The 16035-nt window shown below is 55.0% G+C and carries 16 protein-coding genes; 6 read left to right on the top strand and 10 right to left on the bottom strand.

Going from position 1 to position 16035, the window contains the following annotated elements:
• Nucleotides 1-210 precede the first annotated feature (210 nt).
• From GVO84_RS20460 to GVO84_RS20415, 10 genes are all read right to left on the bottom strand, one after another.
• A complete protein-coding gene (locus GVO84_RS20460) occupies nucleotides 211-951 on the bottom strand; it encodes a carbonic anhydrase (protein ID WP_121424805.1) in 741 nt (246 codons plus the stop codon).
• A 128-nt stretch (nucleotides 952-1079) separates the two neighbouring features.
• Complete coding sequence (gene prmA, locus GVO84_RS20455; protein ID WP_032639765.1) at nucleotides 1080-1961, bottom strand: 50S ribosomal protein L11 methyltransferase; 882 nt, start codon at nucleotides 1959-1961, stop codon at nucleotides 1080-1082.
• A gap of 11 nt (nucleotides 1962-1972) precedes the next feature.
• Nucleotides 1973-3424: a sodium/pantothenate symporter gene (gene panF, locus GVO84_RS20450; RefSeq protein ID WP_121424803.1), complete on the bottom strand. Its 1452-nt coding sequence runs from the start codon at nucleotides 3422-3424 to the stop codon at nucleotides 1973-1975.
• A complete protein-coding gene (locus GVO84_RS20445) occupies nucleotides 3414-3656 on the bottom strand; it encodes a YhdT family protein (RefSeq protein ID WP_121424802.1) in 243 nt (80 codons plus the stop codon). The genes panF and GVO84_RS20445 overlap by 11 nt, the downstream gene beginning before the upstream one ends.
• Nucleotides 3657-3764: 108 nt before the next feature.
• On the bottom strand, nucleotides 3765-5114 hold the full coding sequence (gene accC, locus GVO84_RS20440; protein ID WP_023333644.1) for an acetyl-CoA carboxylase biotin carboxylase subunit: 1350 nt from the start codon (nucleotides 5112-5114) through the stop codon (nucleotides 3765-3767).
• 10 nt (nucleotides 5115-5124) lie between these two features.
• Nucleotides 5125-5586 carry an acetyl-CoA carboxylase biotin carboxyl carrier protein gene (gene accB, locus GVO84_RS20435; protein WP_010436174.1) on the bottom strand — a complete coding sequence of 154 codons (462 nt, stop codon included), beginning with the start codon at nucleotides 5584-5586 and terminating at the stop codon, nucleotides 5125-5127.
• A gap of 21 nt (nucleotides 5587-5607) precedes the next feature.
• The gene (aroQ, locus tag GVO84_RS20430; protein WP_159515026.1) at nucleotides 5608-6060 is read right to left on the bottom strand and encodes a type II 3-dehydroquinate dehydratase; all 453 of its coding nucleotides are present in this window, start codon (nucleotides 6058-6060) and stop codon (nucleotides 5608-5610) included.
• Between the two features lie 234 nt (nucleotides 6061-6294).
• Nucleotides 6295-6894 carry a protein-methionine-sulfoxide reductase heme-binding subunit MsrQ gene (msrQ, locus tag GVO84_RS20425; RefSeq protein ID WP_159515025.1) on the bottom strand — a complete coding sequence of 200 codons (600 nt, stop codon included), beginning with the start codon at nucleotides 6892-6894 and terminating at the stop codon, nucleotides 6295-6297.
• Entirely contained in the window at nucleotides 6895-7896 is a 1002-nt protein-coding gene (gene msrP / locus GVO84_RS20420) for a protein-methionine-sulfoxide reductase catalytic subunit MsrP (RefSeq protein WP_063143606.1), read from the bottom strand.
• Nucleotides 7897-7973: 77 nt separating this feature from the next.
• Nucleotides 7974-8948 carry an MDR family oxidoreductase gene (locus tag GVO84_RS20415; protein WP_159515024.1) on the bottom strand — a complete coding sequence of 325 codons (975 nt, stop codon included), beginning with the start codon at nucleotides 8946-8948 and terminating at the stop codon, nucleotides 7974-7976.
• 183 nt (nucleotides 8949-9131) lie between these two features.
• On the opposite strand from GVO84_RS20415, the gene csrD reads away from it, so the two are divergent.
• The 6 genes from csrD to rng all read left to right on the top strand — a co-directional run bounded on the left by csrD (nucleotide 9132) and on the right by rng (nucleotide 16027).
• On the top strand, nucleotides 9132-11072 hold the full coding sequence (gene csrD / locus GVO84_RS20410) for an RNase E specificity factor CsrD (protein ID WP_159515023.1): 1941 nt from the start codon (nucleotides 9132-9134) through the stop codon (nucleotides 11070-11072).
• A gap of 282 nt (nucleotides 11073-11354) precedes the next feature.
• A complete protein-coding gene (gene mreB / locus GVO84_RS20405; RefSeq protein ID WP_000913396.1) occupies nucleotides 11355-12398 on the top strand; it encodes a rod shape-determining protein MreB in 1044 nt (347 codons plus the stop codon).
• Between the two features lie 62 nt (nucleotides 12399-12460).
• The gene (gene mreC, locus GVO84_RS20400; protein WP_023309400.1) at nucleotides 12461-13477 is read left to right on the top strand and encodes a rod shape-determining protein MreC; all 1017 of its coding nucleotides are present in this window, start codon (nucleotides 12461-12463) and stop codon (nucleotides 13475-13477) included.
• Nucleotides 13477-13965, top strand: a complete 489-nt coding sequence (mreD, locus tag GVO84_RS20395; protein ID WP_023309399.1) for a rod shape-determining protein MreD — start codon at nucleotides 13477-13479, stop codon at nucleotides 13963-13965. Before mreC ends, mreD begins: the two co-directional genes overlap by 1 nt.
• A gap of 9 nt (nucleotides 13966-13974) precedes the next feature.
• Nucleotides 13975-14568, top strand: a complete 594-nt coding sequence (locus GVO84_RS20390; RefSeq protein ID WP_121424797.1) for a Maf family protein — start codon at nucleotides 13975-13977, stop codon at nucleotides 14566-14568.
• The gene (gene rng / locus GVO84_RS20385) at nucleotides 14558-16027 is read left to right on the top strand and encodes a ribonuclease G (protein ID WP_010436156.1); all 1470 of its coding nucleotides are present in this window, start codon (nucleotides 14558-14560) and stop codon (nucleotides 16025-16027) included. The genes GVO84_RS20390 and rng overlap by 11 nt, the downstream gene beginning before the upstream one ends.
• Nucleotides 16028-16035: the final 8 nt, after the last annotated feature.

Raw genomic sequence — 16035 nt, 5'->3', positions numbered from 1 at the left:
TTCCTGTTCAAAATTATTCATTATTTAAATCATTATGTTATGCGTGAATGGTTATTTTATGGGCGCTTACAATTTCCCGTAACTTCTCATCATTTCTGAATAAATGCTTCGCTGAAGCGGGATAATCTGCTGTTTTTAGCAGCAGATTTCCCCACTTCTTTGCGATCTGCGTCGCATTTTAGAACATGATCGTCATGCGAAAAATGCGTCTTATTCGACCACAACGCGCCCATGCAGCGACTGTACCGGACGGTTATTATCGTGATGCATTGTATGGGTGAATCTTTCAAGCTGTTCTGCAGAAACCGTCAGGGGCTGCTTAAGCACAATCCAGGTGACGCCTTCCGAACACGGAGGAGTGGTCAATGAACCGCTAAAGCGCCAGTACGTTTTATCTTTTGGCAGCAGTTTGTTCAGGTTAAGATCCTGTTTAATGGAGACGTTCTGCTCGGCCTGCTGAGGCATAACGCGCCACAGTTTTTCAAGCTCCGGGTTTGCGGCCCCTTTATCAAACATCACCGCCACCACCGTCAGTTCTCCACTGGCATTTTTATGAACCAGGTGCATTTCCATCGCATATTTCTTGCCATGAACGGTGTTTTCGCTCGGCGCGTGGAAATGGAACTGCTGTAACGTCCAGGTTTGCTTATCGAGAGTGAGGGTATCGCGGGTGTCAGCCTGTTCGCTTGCCTGAATGGTATGGCCATTGTTTGTCAGCGTAACAGGACCATCAACGTAGTGGGTTTGTAGCGGGGAAAGATGGGCGTTAGCGGTCGAATCAATATTAATGGGAGACTGGTTCATTCCGCTTTGACAGGTCTTGTATGCCTCGTCCAGCTCGCCCCAGTGTTCCGGCGAACCTTCCCCTTCGTAGCTCCAGTGTGATGCAAATGCTGAAGCCGAGATCATGCTCAGCGCCAGCAGCGCTGCCTTGCCAGTAATGTGTTTCATCATATTCTTCCGGTGAATTTTTGTAATACAAATCAACATGATTTGTAGGGTTATTTTACCGAAGAATGAACGGGGGAGAGAGGATTATCAGAGGGGGAGAGGCGTGGTCAGATGACCACGCCAAAGGCTTATTTTTTACGGCCGGTGATGCGGCACCACTCTTCTTTTTCCACTACCGGGTCAAGGGCAAAGAGATCGGCGTAGGCTTCACATACGCTGTCGGCCTGGCTCGCCAGGATACCGGAAAGCCCCAGCAGACCGCCCTCAACGGGCAGCACGCTGATTAACGGGGCCAGCTCGCGCAGTGGGCCCGCCAGAATGTTTGCGACCACCACATCGGCTTTCATGGCGTCTGGCTGAGCATCCGGCAGATACAGCTCCAGACGATCGGAGACGCCGTTACGCTCGGCATTATCGCGGCTGGCCTGAATCGCCTGCGGATCGATATCGATCCCGATGGCTTTTGCCGCGCCCAGTTTCAGGGCTGCAATCGCGAGGATCCCGGATCCACAGCCGAAGTCGATCACTGTCTTACCGTCCAGATCCAGACCATCCAGCCACTGCAGGCACAGGGACGTGGTTGGGTGAGTGCCGGTACCAAACGCCAGGCCCGGGTCGAGCATCACGTTGACCGCATTCTCGTCCGGGACGTCGCGCCAGCTTGGGCAGATCCACAGACGTTTGCCGAACTGCATCGGGTGGAAGTTATCCATCCACTCGCGTTCCCAGTCTTTGTCTTCCAGCTGTTCGATTTTGTGCACAAAACCCGCACCCAGCAGAGGATGATTCTCCAGAATCGCGACAACCTCTTTCATATCGGTTTCGGCATCAAACAGGCCAATAACGTCGGTGTCGCCCCACAGGCGGGTTTCGCCCGGCAGCGGCTCAAAGACCGGCGTGTCATGCGTGTCCTGGAAGGTGATGGAGACCGAGCCGGCCTCCATCAGCGCATCGCTCAGTTCCTCGGCGTTAGCGCCGGTTGTGTTCAGTTTTAATTGGATCCACGGCATGGCAAAACTCTTTATTTATCAGAAGAAATCATAGCGGGCTGTGGGACGGGCTGACCGAAACGGTTCCCCACCACAAACGCCAGTAAACTTAGCAGTAACGAAGGCACAATCGGATGGAAGCCCAGGTACTGAATCTTAAACGTTGCGAGGACGGCATACAGCACACCGCCGACGATCATGCCGCTCAGCGCGCCTGCAGCGTTTGCGCGTTCCCAGTAGAGCCCTAACACCAGCGGCCACAGGAATACCGCTTCAAGCCCACCAAATGCCAGCAGGTTCAGCCAGATGATCATCTCCGGCGGACGCCATGCGGCTAACAGCAGCAATGCCCCTAACACCAGCGTAATAACGGCCGACATACGCTTCAGGCGTCGCTCATTTTCGACCTGCTCCGGGCGCAGGTTCAGATAGAGATCTTTAATGATCGTAGCGGAACTTTGCAGCAGCTGAGCGTTGATTGTCGACATAATGGCGGCCATCGGCGCGGCAAGGAAAATCCCGGCAGCGAAAGGCGGAAGCACTTTGACCATCAGCGTTGGGATAACCAGATCGGGTACGGTTAGGTCGGGAATAACTGCCCGACCTAACGCGCCTGCCAGGTGCATACCAAACATCAGGATCGCAACCACGATGGTGCCAATGATAATGCCTCTGTGCACGGCTTTGCTGTCTTTGTAAGAGATACAGCGCACGGCGGTATGCGGCAGACCAATCACCCCAAAGCACACCAACACCCAGAACGAGGTCATAAATGTTGGAGAAAGGATGTCATCCGCGCCCTGTGGCGAAACCAATTTTGGATCGATCGCCTCGAGCGTTTCAACCGCATGGCTCAGGCCGCCCGCGGCGTGGACGATGCCGACCAGCAGGACGATAGTGCCGATAAGCATAACCATGCCCTGCATCGTGTCGTTCAGCACGCTGGCGCGGAATCCGCCAAATGCGGTATACAGCGCAATGCTTACCCCGAAGATGATCAGGCCCGTCTCGTAGGGAATACCCGCAGCCGTTTCCAGCAGGCGTGCCCCGCCGATAAACTGTACCGTCATCGCGCCAATAAAGGCCACCAGCAGGCTTAAGCTGGCCAGCCACACCAGTAAACGGCTCTGATAGCGGGCAAACAGCATATCGTTGAGCGTCACGGCATTGTAACGGCGCGCCAGAATAGCAAATTTTTTGCCCAGTATGCCCAGCGAGAGCCAGACGGCAGGCAGCTGGATCATCGCCAGTAGCACCCAGCCTAATCCGTATTTATAGGCTGCACCGGGTCCACCGATAAACGAACTGGCGCTGATGTAGGTTGCGGTCAGCGTCATGGCCAGCACCACGCCGCCCATTGAGCGGCTGCCGAGGAAATACTCGTTCAGAAACGTGCCTGTCGTGCGTTTTCGCATGGCGTAAACGGATAAACCAAACACTACCAACAGGTAAGCGATAAGCGGCAGAATCACTTCAAGCTGCATCATCGTCCTCCAGCGGAATATCGCGATAGATGAATTTCACCATTGCCCAGCACAGTACGATAAACACCAGCGGTACCAGCAGACAGGCCATTTCGAACCAGTGCGGCAGGCCGGTGACGCCAATAGCGGAGTCAGGTAAGTAAGCGGTCACTAACCAAGCAGCGAGATAGAGAAGGGTCAGCCACAGCGCCCAGCGCGCTTCTTTATGGGCCTGAACAAAACGTTTGTCCATTTTTTGTCCCTTGTGGATGAAGAAAGCGGGGATTGTACATGATGAGGCTTTCCAGGCCCCAGAAATAAAAAAGGCCGGATAATCCGGCCTTTTCGCAAAGATGCTGTATTACTTCTCGTTAAGACCGAGTTTTTTCTCCAGATAGTGGATGTTGGTTCCACCATTCTGGAAGTGCTCGTCGCTCATAATGCGCATCTGCAGATCAACGTTGGTTTTGATACCGTCGATGATCAGCTCCTGCAGGGCGTTCTTCATGCGGGCAATCGCCACGTCACGGTTTTCGCCGTAGCAGATAAGCTTGCCGATCATTGAGTCATAGTACGGCGGTACGGTGTAACCGGCGTAGATATGAGATTCCCAACGCACGCCAAAGCCACCCGGCGCGTGGAAACGCGTGATTTTACCCGGGCTTGGCAGGAAGGTGTTCGGGTCTTCGGCGTTGATACGGCACTCTACCGCATGGCCTTTCACCACAACTTCTTCCTGCTTGATGGACAGCGGCTGGCCTGCAGCGATACGCAGCTGTTCTTTGATCAGGTCAACGCCGGTGATCATTTCGGTAACCGGGTGTTCAACCTGAATACGGGTGTTCATTTCGATGAAATAGAACTCGCCGTTTTCGAACAGGAACTCAAAGGTACCCGCACCGCGATAGCCGATATCGACACACGCTTTGGAGCAACGCTCGCCGATGTAGCGACGCAGCTCTGGGGTAATGCCCGGTGCTGGTGCTTCTTCGACCACTTTCTGGTGACGACGCTGCATGGAGCAGTCACGTTCTGCCAGATAGATCGCGTTACCCTGACCGTCAGCCAGCACCTGAATTTCGATGTGGCGTGGGTTTTCCAGGTATTTTTCCATGTACACCATGTCATTGCTGAAAGCGGCTTTCGCTTCTGCTTTGGTCATGGAGATGGACTGCGCCAGTTCAGCATCGCTGCGCACAACGCGCATACCGCGACCGCCGCCGCCGCCGGACGCTTTGATGATAACCGGGTAGCCAATGCGTTTAGCATGAGCACGGTTAGCATCCATGTCGTCGGTCAGAGGGCCGTCAGAGCCTGGCACGGTTGGAACACCGGCTTTTTTCATCGCGGTGATAGCAGACACTTTGTCGCCCATCAGGCGGATAGTGTCGGCTTTCGGGCCGATGAAGATAAAGCCAGAGCGTTCAACCTGCTCAGCAAAGTTGGCGTTCTCAGAGAGGAAGCCGTAACCCGGATGAATTGCCACCGCGCCGGTGATTTCAGCGGCGCTGATGATAGCCGGGATGTTCAGATAGCTTTTTACGGACGGAGCCGGGCCAATACAGACCGTCTCATCCGCCAGCAATACGTGTTTTAAATCGCGATCCGCGCTTGAGTGCACAGCGACGGTCTTGATGCCCAGTTCTTTACAGGCACGAAGAATACGCAGTGCGATCTCGCCGCGGTTGGCGATAACAATTTTATCCAGCATGTACGCCTCGTTACTCGATGACGACCAGCGGCTCGTCAAATTCAACCGGCTGACCACTTTCGACCAGAATCGCTTTCACAGTACCTGATTTGTCTGCTTCGATCTGGTTCATCATTTTCATCGCTTCAACGATGCACAGGGTATCGCCTACGTTGACTTTCTGACCCACTTCGATGAACGCCTTCGCGTCCGGGCTCGGGGTGCGGTAGAAAGTACCAACCATTGGGGAACGTACGATGTGACCACTGATTTCTGCTGCAGCGGCAGGTGCGGCTTCAGCTGCTGGCGCAACGGCTGCGGAGAGCGCAGGCTGCTGCACTGGCGCAGCATAAGCTTGCTGCATTACCGGGAAGCTAGCGGCTGGGGCTGCACGGCTGATGCGTACAGACTCTTCGCCTTCAGAAATTTCCAGTTCGGAGATGCCTGATTCTTCAACCAGCTCGATCAGTTTTTTAATCTTACGAATATCCATGAGTGGGTTCCGTACTCTTGTTTAGTGTGATTGTGACAAGCGTTTTACCGCTGTCTGTAAAGCGTATGAATAGCCGTCAGCGCCCAGTCCACAGATAACGCCAGCAGCGATATCTGACAGATACGAGTGGTGGCGGAACGGCTCTCGGGCGTGCACATTACTCAGGTGGATCTCGATAAACGGGATACTCACCGCGAGCAGTGCGTCGCGGATAGCAACACTGGTGTGCGTAAACGCGGCCGGATTGATCAGGATATAGTCCACAGCATCTTTAGCCTGATGAATACGGTCGATGAGTGCGTACTCCGCATTCGACTGAAAATGATCCAAATCCACATTCAGTGACGCTGCTTCCGTTCCCAGACGGTTAACAATTTCACCCAATGTTAGCGTGCCGTACTTCTCTGGCTCACGGGTGCCGAGCATGTTCAGGTTCGGTCCGTTCAAAACTAAGATATGGAACTTATCAGTCATTATGCCGCTATCTCCTGCGATTTTCGGGTAAAAAACAAAATATACCTTCAAAGCGCAAATGTCACCTTTTCAGAGGCTTAAAACCGCTGTCAGGCGAACCAAGGTCGCACATTATAACGATTTCGTAGCATTTAGCAGCTAAATACTGGTCTTATCAGGGAAGATTATCAACCGCTATCCGAAAAAGATTTGCGGTTGACGGTCAATCTGCGGGAAAACGCACAGTTTCGCGAACTATCGCCACCACTGGCGGAACTTCTTGTAACGCCATGCTAAAAGCGCCACGGCCGCCAGTGCATAAAGGACCGGCTGCGGGGAGAGGATCTTCACCGACCACAGGTAATGAATGGGGGCGAGGATCGCGACAAGATAGACGAAGTTGTGCAGCAGCTGCCAGCGCCTGCCCAGTTTTCGCTGCGCATACTGCGTGGATGTCAGCGCTAACGCCAGTAAAACCACCCAGCTCACGATACCCAGCGTCAGATAAGGACGCGTCACCAGTTCGCGGCCAAGCAGCGCCAGATTGTTAATTCCCAGCTCCAGCAGGGCATAGCTGGTAAGGTGCAGCGTCGCCCAGGCAAAACACCATAGCCCTAACAGCCGACGCGTGCGTATCAATAAGGGCTGTTTAGCGTAGCGCGCCAGCGGCGAGACGAGCAAGGTGGCCAGCAAAAATTTCAGAGCCATCCGACCGGTAAAATGCTGGATATCCTTCGCCGGATCTGCGCTAAAGAGCCCCTGGCTGGCGGCCCAGAACAGCCATACAAAAGGAAGCAGCCCTGCCAGGTGCAGCAGCACTTTCAGCCAGGTAATCTCTTTTGCCGTTAAACGCACTCAGAAGTTCTCCCGTAAATTGAGACCACGGTAAAGCGAGGCCACTTCATCCGCATAGCCGTTAAACAGCAGCGTCGGCTGGCGCTTCACGTCCAGCGCACCGCCGGAACCGATAAACCGCTCGGTTGCCTGCGACCAGCGCGGATGATCCACGTGCGGGTTCACGTTGGCGAAGAAGCCGTACTCGTCCGGGGCCGCCAGATTCCAGGTGGTTGGCGGACGTTCACGGGTAAGCTTAATGCTGACGATAGATTTAATCCCTTTGAAACCATATTTCCACGGTACGGTTAAACGGATGGGGGCACCGTTCTGCGGCGGAAGCGCTTTGCCATAAACGCCGACGGTCAGCAGGGTAAGGGGGTGCATGGCTTCGTCGAGACGTAACCCTTCCACATACGGATACTCAAGCCCGCCGCCGATAAACCGATCTTTCTGTCCGGGCATCTCGTCCGGCGCATAGCGCGTCTGGAAAGCGACATATTTTGCGTTGCTGGTGGGCTCAACCATCGCCAGCAGTTTATGCAGCGGGAAGCCAATCCAGGGCACCACCATCGACCAAGCTTCTACGCAGCGCATGCGATAGATACGCTCTTCGAGCGGGAAACGGGTGGTGAGATCGTGGTGGTCCAGCGTCAGGGGTTTCGCCACTTCGCCATCAATCTTCAGCGTCCACGGATCGGTTTTGAGGCTTCCGGCGTTCGCGGCAGGATCGGCCTTATCGAGACCAAATTCATAGAAGTTGTTGTAGCCGGTGACTTTATCTTCCGGCGTGAGCGTCAGTTTGTTTTGCCATTGGGCGGGTTTGGTAAAGGTGAGCGGGGCGCCGGAAGGGGCCTTCGGCCGATCGTTGCCTTTAAACCAGTCGAGCAGGTCGGCGTGTGCCGCCGGAGAGAGCGTCAGGGCAGTGGCGCTGATGCCAAGCATTTTCAGGATCTGGCGGCGCTGTAACATAAAGACAGACTCGGACGTTACGTCGGCTTCCGTCAGTTTTCGGTTTTTCATGGCTTCCTCCGTCATGCGTTTTTCTAAGCATGACGGAGGAGAGGGATTCGCGCGAATATGTCACGAAAATTTGAAGATTAGGCGATTTTCACCAGCGCGCGACCGTGGAACTGGTTGTCCATGATCTTACTGGCGTATTCAGGCGCCTGGCTGAGGGTTATCTCCGTTGCGCTCTGGGTATAGAAAGACTCAGGCAGATCGCGCACCAACCGTTCCCAGGCTTCATGACGACGAGCCGGCGGGGTCATCACGGAATCCACACCCTGCAGGCGGACGTTACGCAGAATAAATGGCATCACGGTGGTTGGCAGGGCAAATCCGCCCGCCAGACCGCAGGCTGCCACGCAGCCGCCGTAGTTCATCTGCGCCAGGACTTTTGCCAGCACCTTATCACCGACGGTATCCACTGCCCCTGCCCAAACCTGTTTTTCCAGCGGGCGGGTTTCGGCAAATTCGTCGCGGCTGAGAATACGGCTGGCACCGAGCTGGCGCAGATAGTCATGGGTGCTTTCTCGGCCGGAAACCGCAGCGACCTGATAGCCCAGCTTGTGCAGCAGCGTGACCGCCGTGCTGCCCACGCCGCCGCTGGCGCCGGTGACGACAATTTCACCCGACTCAGGGCGGATACCCGCATCTTCCAGCGCCATCACGCACAGCATGGCGGTAAAGCCTGCCGTGCCGACGATCATCGCCTTGCGGCCATCCATGCCTTTCGGCATTGGCACCAGCCAGTCGCCCTTCACGCGCGCCTGCGTTGCCAGCCCGCCCCAGTGATTTTCACCGACGCCCCAGCCGGTAAGCAGCACCTGCTGGCCTGCATGGAAGCGCGGATCTTCGCTGGTATGAACCCGGCCTGCGAAATCAATCCCTGGCACCATAGGGAAATTTCGGATGATTTTACCCTTACCGGTAATAGCCAGCGCGTCTTTATAATTTAAACTGGACCAGTCGATGTCGACGGTTACTTCGCCTTCCGGCAGGCGACTCTCTTCAACCGCCTGCACTGAGGCAAGCGTTTTGCCGTCCTGCTGTTCTAAGATCAAAGCCTGCATACGGGGGTCCTCTCGACTCAGATGATTGGAAAATAATTTCTGAAGACTATACTCGCTCAGGGAAACGCAGTGCCGATTTAACGCAATAAATTGCCAGATACTCCCGATTTGGTAGTATGCCGCATTTGAAATGCAAGTTAGCGCTTACTCGCTACCCCATCAACCCACGGAGTAATCTCAAGGATGCGATTAACGACGAAGTTCTCAGCTTTTATCACCTTGCTGACGGGGCTGACCATTTTTGTCACGCTTATGGGCTGCTCCCTGAGCTTTTACACCGCCATTCAGGACAAGCTGGTTAACCGGGTACAGTCTGTTGCATCGGTGATCGATACGCGTCTGCTGACGACGCCGCTGCCGATACTTTCCCGTGAGCTCGATGAGTTAATGGTACCTGTTGATATCGTTCAGATCGACATTCTGCAGGGAAAGCACCGTGTTTTAAGCCATGAACGGCCGGGAAGTTATCGGCCTGCGGGTGTGGTGAGTCAGTACCGGGAAGTGACGGTGCACTCCCTTAAAAATCCGGGGATGACCATACACATGGTCTACCTCGATCCGATGGCGAGCTATTTCCGTTCCATGATGACCACTGCGCCGCTCACCGTCGCCGTTGCGTTTATCGTCCTGCTGATCTTTCTCGCGGTCCGCTGGCTGCGCCGCCAGCTCTCCGGTCAGGAGCTGCTGGAGATGCGCTCTGTGCGGATCCTTAACGGTGAACGCGGCCCGCAGGTGCGTGGCTCCGTCCACGAGTGGCCGTCGCGCGCCAGCAGCGCGCTGGATACCCTGCTCTCCGAAATCCAGTTTGCCAGCGACCAGCGCAGCCGTATGGATACGCTGATCCGCTCTTATGCGGCGCAGGATAATAAAACCGGCCTTAACAACCGTCTTTTCTTTGATAATCAGCTCGCCACGCTGCTCGACGATTCAGAAAAAGTGGGGACGCACGGGGTGGTGATGATGGTTCGCCTGCCCGATTTCGATCTCCTGCGCGACACCTGGGGACAGCGGGTCGCGGAAGAAAACCTCTTTACGCTGATCAACCTGCTCTCCACCTTTATTATGCGCTACCCGGGCGCGCTGCTGGCCCGCTATCACCGCAGCGACTTTGCCGTATTGTTGCCTCACCGCACGCTGAAGGAGTCGGAAAGCATCGCCAGCCAGCTGCTGAAGGCGGTGGATGCGCTGCCGCAGAGCAAAATGCTCGACAGGGACGATATGGTCCACATGGGGATCTGCGCCTGGCGTGGCGGACAATCCACAGAGCAGGTGATGGAACATGCGGAAGCCGCTACCCGCAACGCCGTGTTGCAGGGGGCGAACGGGTGGGCGGTTTATGATGACTCGCTGCCGGAAAAAGGGCGCGGCAACGTGCGCTGGCGAACGCTGATTGAGCAAATGCTTAGCCGCGGCGGGCCACGTATTTATCAAAAACCCGCGGTCATGAAAAACGGCAACGTTCATCACCGTGAACTGATGTGTCGTATTTTTGACGGTACGGAAGAGGTTATTTCTGCGGAATATCTGCCGATGGTGCTGCAATTTGGCCTGTCCGAAGAGTATGACCGCCAGCAAATTACCCGGCTGATTCCGTTTTTATCCTTCTGGCCTGAAGAAAACCTGGCGTTACAGGTCACCGTGGAGTCGTTAATACGCCCACGTTTTCAGCGCTGGCTACGTGATACATTAATGCAATGCGAAAAATCGCAACGCAAACACATTATTTTTGAACTTGCTGAGGCCGACGTAGGTCAACACATCAGCCGGTTACGTCCGGTGGTACGTTTGATCAATGCGCTGGGTGCGCGTGTAGCGGTGACGCAGGCAGGTTTAACGCTGGTCAGTACCAACTGGATCAAGGAGCTGGATGTAGAGTTATTAAAGCTACATCCGGGGCTGGTAAGGAATATTGAGAAGCGTACGGAAAACCAGCTGCTGGTACAGAGTCTGGTTGAAGCATGCAAGGGAACGCGAACACAAGTATTTGCCGCGGGCGTGCGCTCCAGAAGCGAATGGCAGATGTTAACAGAGCGCGGTGTGATGGGTGGTCAGGGGGATTTTTTTGCTGCCTCTCAACCGCTTGACACCAACGTGAAAAAATATTTGCAAAGATACTCTGTTTGACCTGCCGTTTACGCTGTTTTCACGTAGAATATCGCGCCTGTAGCTTTGAGTATGTCGAGCAAAAAGCCAGTGAACGACCTGTAACGGGTTACAAACGTCAGTGGGGAACGCTACTGTTTACTCAGCCCTGAGGGAGTCAGGGGATGGTTTTGTAACATCAGGAAACGTACTGCACAAATTTTCACCGTTGCAGATGATTTTTGCGCCTTGTCGCTGCTGCGTGTGGTTGGTAAAGTAAGCGGATTTTGTTTTCCGCCCCAGCTTTCAGGATTATCCCTTAGTATGTTGAAAAAATTTCGTGGCATGTTTTCCAATGACCTGTCCATTGACCTGGGTACCGCGAATACCCTTATTTATGTAAAAGGACAAGGCATCGTATTGAATGAGCCTTCTGTTGTGGCCATTCGTCAGGATCGTGCGGGCTCGCCGAAAAGCGTGGCCGCTGTGGGTCATGACGCGAAGCAGATGCTGGGTCGTACCCCTGGCAACATCGCCGCCATTCGCCCAATGAAAGACGGCGTTATCGCCGACTTCTTCGTGACTGAAAAAATGCTTCAGCACTTCATCAAGCAGGTTCACAGCAACAGCTTCATGCGTCCAAGCCCGCGTGTTCTGGTGTGTGTGCCGGTTGGCGCAACCCAGGTAGAACGTCGCGCAATCCGTGAATCTGCCCAGGGTGCAGGTGCACGTGAAGTGTTCCTGATTGAAGAGCCAATGGCTGCAGCCATCGGTGCGGGTCTGCCTGTATCCGAAGCTACCGGGTCTATGGTGGTGGATATCGGTGGTGGTACCACTGAAGTGGCCGTTATCTCTCTGAACGGCGTGGTGTACTCCTCTTCCGTACGTATCGGTGGTGACCGCTTCGATGAAGCCATCATTAATTATGTACGCCGTAACTACGGCTCTCTGATCGGTGAAGCCACCGCAGAGCGTATCAAACACGAAATCGGCTCTGCGTACCCGGGCGATGAAGTGCGTGAGATCGAAGTACGTGGCCGTAACCTGGCGGAAGGTGTTCCACGCGGTTTTACCCTGAACTCCAACGAAATTCTGGAAGCACTGCAGGAACCACTGACGGGCATCGTGAGCGCGGTAATGGTTGCGCTGGAACAGTGTCCACCAGAACTGGCGTCCGATATCTCCGAGCGCGGTATGGTTCTGACCGGTGGTGGTGCGCTGCTGCGTAACCTCGACCGCCTGTTAATGGAAGAGACAGGTATTCCTGTCGTAGTTGCAGAAGATCCACTGACTTGCGTCGCCCGTGGTGGTGGCAAGGCGCTGGAAATGATCGACATGCACGGCGGCGATTTGTTCAGCGAAGAGTAGTCGAGTTTGAGAGGGTAGCAATTTGCTACCCTTTCTCTCTGACGCGAGAATACGCATAGCCTATGAAGCCAATTTTTAGCCGTGGCCCATCGCTACAGTTTCGCCTCATCCTGGCGGTTCTGGTTGCGCTTGGGGTCATTATTGCCGATAGCCGCCTCGGTACGTTCAGCCAGATCAGAACGTACATGGATACCGCCGTCAGTCCTTTCTACTTTGTTTCAAATGGTCCCCGTGAACTGCTCGACTCCGTTTCTCAAACGCTGTCTTCGCGCGACCAACTCGAACTCGAAAACCGGGCATTACGTCAGGAACTGCTGCTGAAAAACAGCGAACTGCTGATGCTGGGGCAATACAAGCAGGAAAACGCGCGTCTGCGTGAACTGCTCGGCTCGCCGCTGCGTCAGGATGAGCAGAAAATGGTCACGCAGGTGATCTCCACCGTGAACGACCCCTACAGCGATCAGGTTGTGATCGACAAAGGGAGCGTGAACGGGGTGTATGAAGGTCAGCCTGTTATCAGTGATAAAGGCGTCGTGGGCCAGGTTGTTGCCGTGGCCAAACTGACCAGCCGCGTGCTGCTGATTTGCGATGCCACGCATGCGCTGCCGATCCAGGTCCTGCGCAACGACATCCGCGTGATTGCGGCCGGTAACGGCTGTACGGACGACCTGCAGCTGGAACACCTGCCGGCTAACACGGATATCCGCGTGGGCGACGTGCTGGTGACGTCCGGTCTGGGTGGCCGCTTCCCTGAAGGCTATCCTGTTGCGGTGGTCTCTTCGGTCAAGCTGGATACTCAGCGTGCCTATACCGTGATTCAGGCGCGTCCAACCGCCGGTTTGCAGCGTCTGCGCTATCTGCTGCTGCTGTGGGGCGCCGATCGCAACGGTGCTAATCCGATGACGCCTGAAGAGGTGCATCGCGTGGCAAATGAGCGCCTGATGCAGATGATGCCGCAGGTTCTCCCGCCTGCGGATTCCATGGGGCCGCCTGCGCCAGTACCGGCGCCGGCAACCGGGTTAACGCAGCCGCTGCCGGATGCGCCGCCACCGCCTAAACTCTCTTCGGGAGGGCAGTAGTGGCAAGCTATCGTAGCCAGGGACGCTGGGTCATCTGGCTCTCGTTTCTCATTGCACTGTTACTGCAAGTGATGCCCTGGCCGGATGACATTCTCGTTTTCCGGCCAAACTGGGTATTGCTCATTTTACTCTACTGGATCCTTGCCCTGCCGCATCGCGTAAATGTCGGCACAGGTTTTGTGATGGGTGCCATACTGGATCTCATTAGCGGCTCTACGCTTGGCGTGCGCGCCTTGTCCATGAGCATTATTGCGTACCTCGTCGCACTCAAATTCCAGCTCTTTCGTAACCTTGCGCTCTGGCAACAGGCCCTGGTGGTGATGCTATTGTCGCTCGCTGCGGATATCGTTGTTTTCTGGGCAGAGTTTTTAGTGATCAACGTCTCTTTCCGACCGGAAGTGTTCTGGAGTAGTGTAGTAAACGGTGTGCTCTGGCCATGGTTATTCCTGCTGATGCGTAAGGTTCGCCAGCAGTTTGCTGTGCAATAAAAGGTTTCTATGACGTCTTTGTATCTCGCTTCCGGCTCCCCGCGCCGTCAGGAACTCCTGACGCAGCTAGGGGTCTCTTTTGAACGCATCGTTACCGGCATTGAAGAAAAACGTGCTGAGGGCGAAAGCGCTCAACAGTACGTGTCTCGGCTGGCGCGCGAGAAAGCGCAGGCGGGCGTGGCCAGAGTGCCACGCGATCTTCCCGTGCTGGGAGCAGATACCATCGTGATTCTGAACGGTGAAGTGCTTGAGAAACCGCGCGACGCCGATCATGCGGCGCGCATGCTGCGCAAAATGTCCGGACATACGCATCAGGTGATGACGGCCGTCGCGCTGGCTGACAGCCAGCACGTGCTGGATTGCCTGGTGGTGACCGAAGTGACGTTCAGAGTACTTACCGACGACGACATTGCCGCTTATATTGCCAGCGGTGAACCAATGGATAAAGCAGGTGCATACGGTATTCAGGGGCTGGGTGGCTGTTTTGTCAGGAAGATTAATGGCAGCTATCACGCCGTAGTCGGCTTACCGCTGGTGGAAACGTATGAGTTGCTGAGCAATTTTAACTCACTGCGTGAGGGAAGGGATAATTATGACGGCTGAATTGTTGGTAAACGTAACGCCATCGGAAACCCGTGTGGCCTATATTGATGGTGGCATTCTTCAGGAAATTCATATTGAGCGTGAAGCGCGGCGCGGAATAGTAGGCAATATCTACAAAGGTCGTGTCAGTCGTGTACTACCGGGTATGCAGGCGGCTTTTGTAGATATTGGACTGGATAAGGCGGCGTTTTTGCATGCCTCCGATATCATGCCGCACACCGAGTGCGTCGCGGGCGAAGAGCAAAAGCAGTTTGCCGTGCGCGATATTTCTGAACTGGTACGTCAGGGACAGGATCTGATGGTGCAGGTGGTGAAAGATCCCCTCGGCACCAAAGGCGCCCGTCTGACCACCGACATCACCTTACCTTCCCGCTATCTGGTCTTTATGCCCGGCGCGTCGCACGTTGGCGTTTCGCAGCGTATTGAGAGCGAAACCGAGCGCGAGCGTCTGAAGAAAGTGGTCAGCGCCTACTGCGATGAGCAGGGCGGGTTTATCATCCGTACCGCTGCGGAAGGGATCAGCGAAGAAGACCTGGCGTCGGATGCGGCTTACCTGAAGCGCGTCTGGACCAAAGTGATGGAGCGTAAAAAACGCAACCAGACCCGCTACCAGCTCTACGGTGAACTGGCACTTGCTCAGCGCGTTCTGCGTGACTTTGCCGATGCGCAGCTCGACCGCATTCGCGTGGACTCGCGCCTGACCTATGAAGCGCTGCTGGAATTTACCGCTGAGTACATCCCGGAGATGCCTGGCCTGCTGGAGCATTATTCAGGACGTCAGCCGATCTTCGATCTCTATGATGTCGAAAACGAGATCCAGCGTGCGCTGGAGCGTAAGGTCGAGCTGAAGTCAGGCGGCTATCTGATCATCGATCAGACCGAAGCGATGACCACCGTCGATATCAACACCGGCGCGTTTGTCGGCCATCGCAACCTGGATGACACCATCTTCAACACCAACATCGAAGCCACGCAGGCGATTGCGCGCCAGCTTCGTCTGCGCAATCTGGGCGGCATTATCATCATCGACTTCATCGATATGAGTAATGAAGACCATCGTCGCCGCGTGCTGCACTCGCTTGAACAGGCGCTGAGTAAAGATCGCGTGAAAACCAGCATCAACGGCTTCTCACAGCTGGGGCTGGTGGAAATGACGCGTAAGCGTACCCGTGAAAGCGTTGAGCATGTGCTGTGTAATGAATGCCCAACCTGCCATGGACGCGGAACGGTAAAGACGGTTGAGACCGTCTGCTACGAAATTATGCGTGAAATCGTTCGTGTCCATCATGCCTACGACTCCGATCGTTTTCTGGTCTATGCTTCCCCTGCGGTGGCTGAAGCGCTGAAAGGCGAAGAGTCACACGCGCTGGCGGAAGTGGAAATCTTTGTCGGCAAACAGGTAAAAGTACAAATTGAACCGCTCTATAACCAGGAGCAGTTTGACGTCGTGATGATGTAAGACGCAGT

Source organism: Enterobacter sp. SM3 (assembly GCF_009811935.2).
In the GTDB taxonomy this organism is placed as follows: domain Bacteria; phylum Pseudomonadota; class Gammaproteobacteria; order Enterobacterales; family Enterobacteriaceae; genus Enterobacter; species Enterobacter asburiae_D.
Note: the sequence above shows the minus strand (reverse complement) of the source record. Positions and strands in the feature narration are given on the sequence as shown.

Bases quoted from the DNA above. Each gene is read 5' to 3' on its own strand.
- accB (WP_010436174.1), bottom strand. From the start codon at position 5,586: ATGGATATTCGTAAGATTAAAAAACTGATCGAGCTGGTTGAAGAATCA.
- mreC (WP_023309400.1), top strand. From the start codon at position 12,461: ATGAAGCCAATTTTTAGCCGTGGCCCATCGCTACAGTTTCGCCTCATC.
- rng (WP_010436156.1), top strand. From the start codon at position 14,558: ATGACGGCTGAATTGTTGGTAAACGTAACGCCATCGGAAACCCGTGTG.
- GVO84_RS20415 (WP_159515024.1), bottom strand. From the start codon at position 8,948: ATGCAGGCTTTGATCTTAGAACAGCAGGACGGCAAAACGCTTGCCTCA.
- panF (WP_121424803.1), bottom strand. From the start codon at position 3,424: ATGCAGCTTGAAGTGATTCTGCCGCTTATCGCTTACCTGTTGGTAGTG.
- GVO84_RS20460 (WP_121424805.1), bottom strand. From the start codon at position 951: ATGAAACACATTACTGGCAAGGCAGCGCTGCTGGCGCTGAGCATGATC.
- msrP (WP_063143606.1), bottom strand. From the start codon at position 7,896: ATGAAAAACCGAAAACTGACGGAAGCCGACGTAACGTCCGAGTCTGTC.
- aroQ (WP_159515026.1), bottom strand. From the start codon at position 6,060: ATGACTGATAAGTTCCATATCTTAGTTTTGAACGGACCGAACCTGAAC.
- mreB (WP_000913396.1), top strand. From the start codon at position 11,355: ATGTTGAAAAAATTTCGTGGCATGTTTTCCAATGACCTGTCCATTGAC.
- GVO84_RS20445 (WP_121424802.1), bottom strand. From the start codon at position 3,656: ATGGACAAACGTTTTGTTCAGGCCCATAAAGAAGCGCGCTGGGCGCTG.
- csrD (WP_159515023.1), top strand. From the start codon at position 9,132: ATGCGATTAACGACGAAGTTCTCAGCTTTTATCACCTTGCTGACGGGG.
- GVO84_RS20390 (WP_121424797.1), top strand. From the start codon at position 13,975: ATGACGTCTTTGTATCTCGCTTCCGGCTCCCCGCGCCGTCAGGAACTC.
- accC (WP_023333644.1), bottom strand. From the start codon at position 5,114: ATGCTGGATAAAATTGTTATCGCCAACCGCGGCGAGATCGCACTGCGT.
- prmA (WP_032639765.1), bottom strand. From the start codon at position 1,961: ATGCCGTGGATCCAATTAAAACTGAACACAACCGGCGCTAACGCCGAG.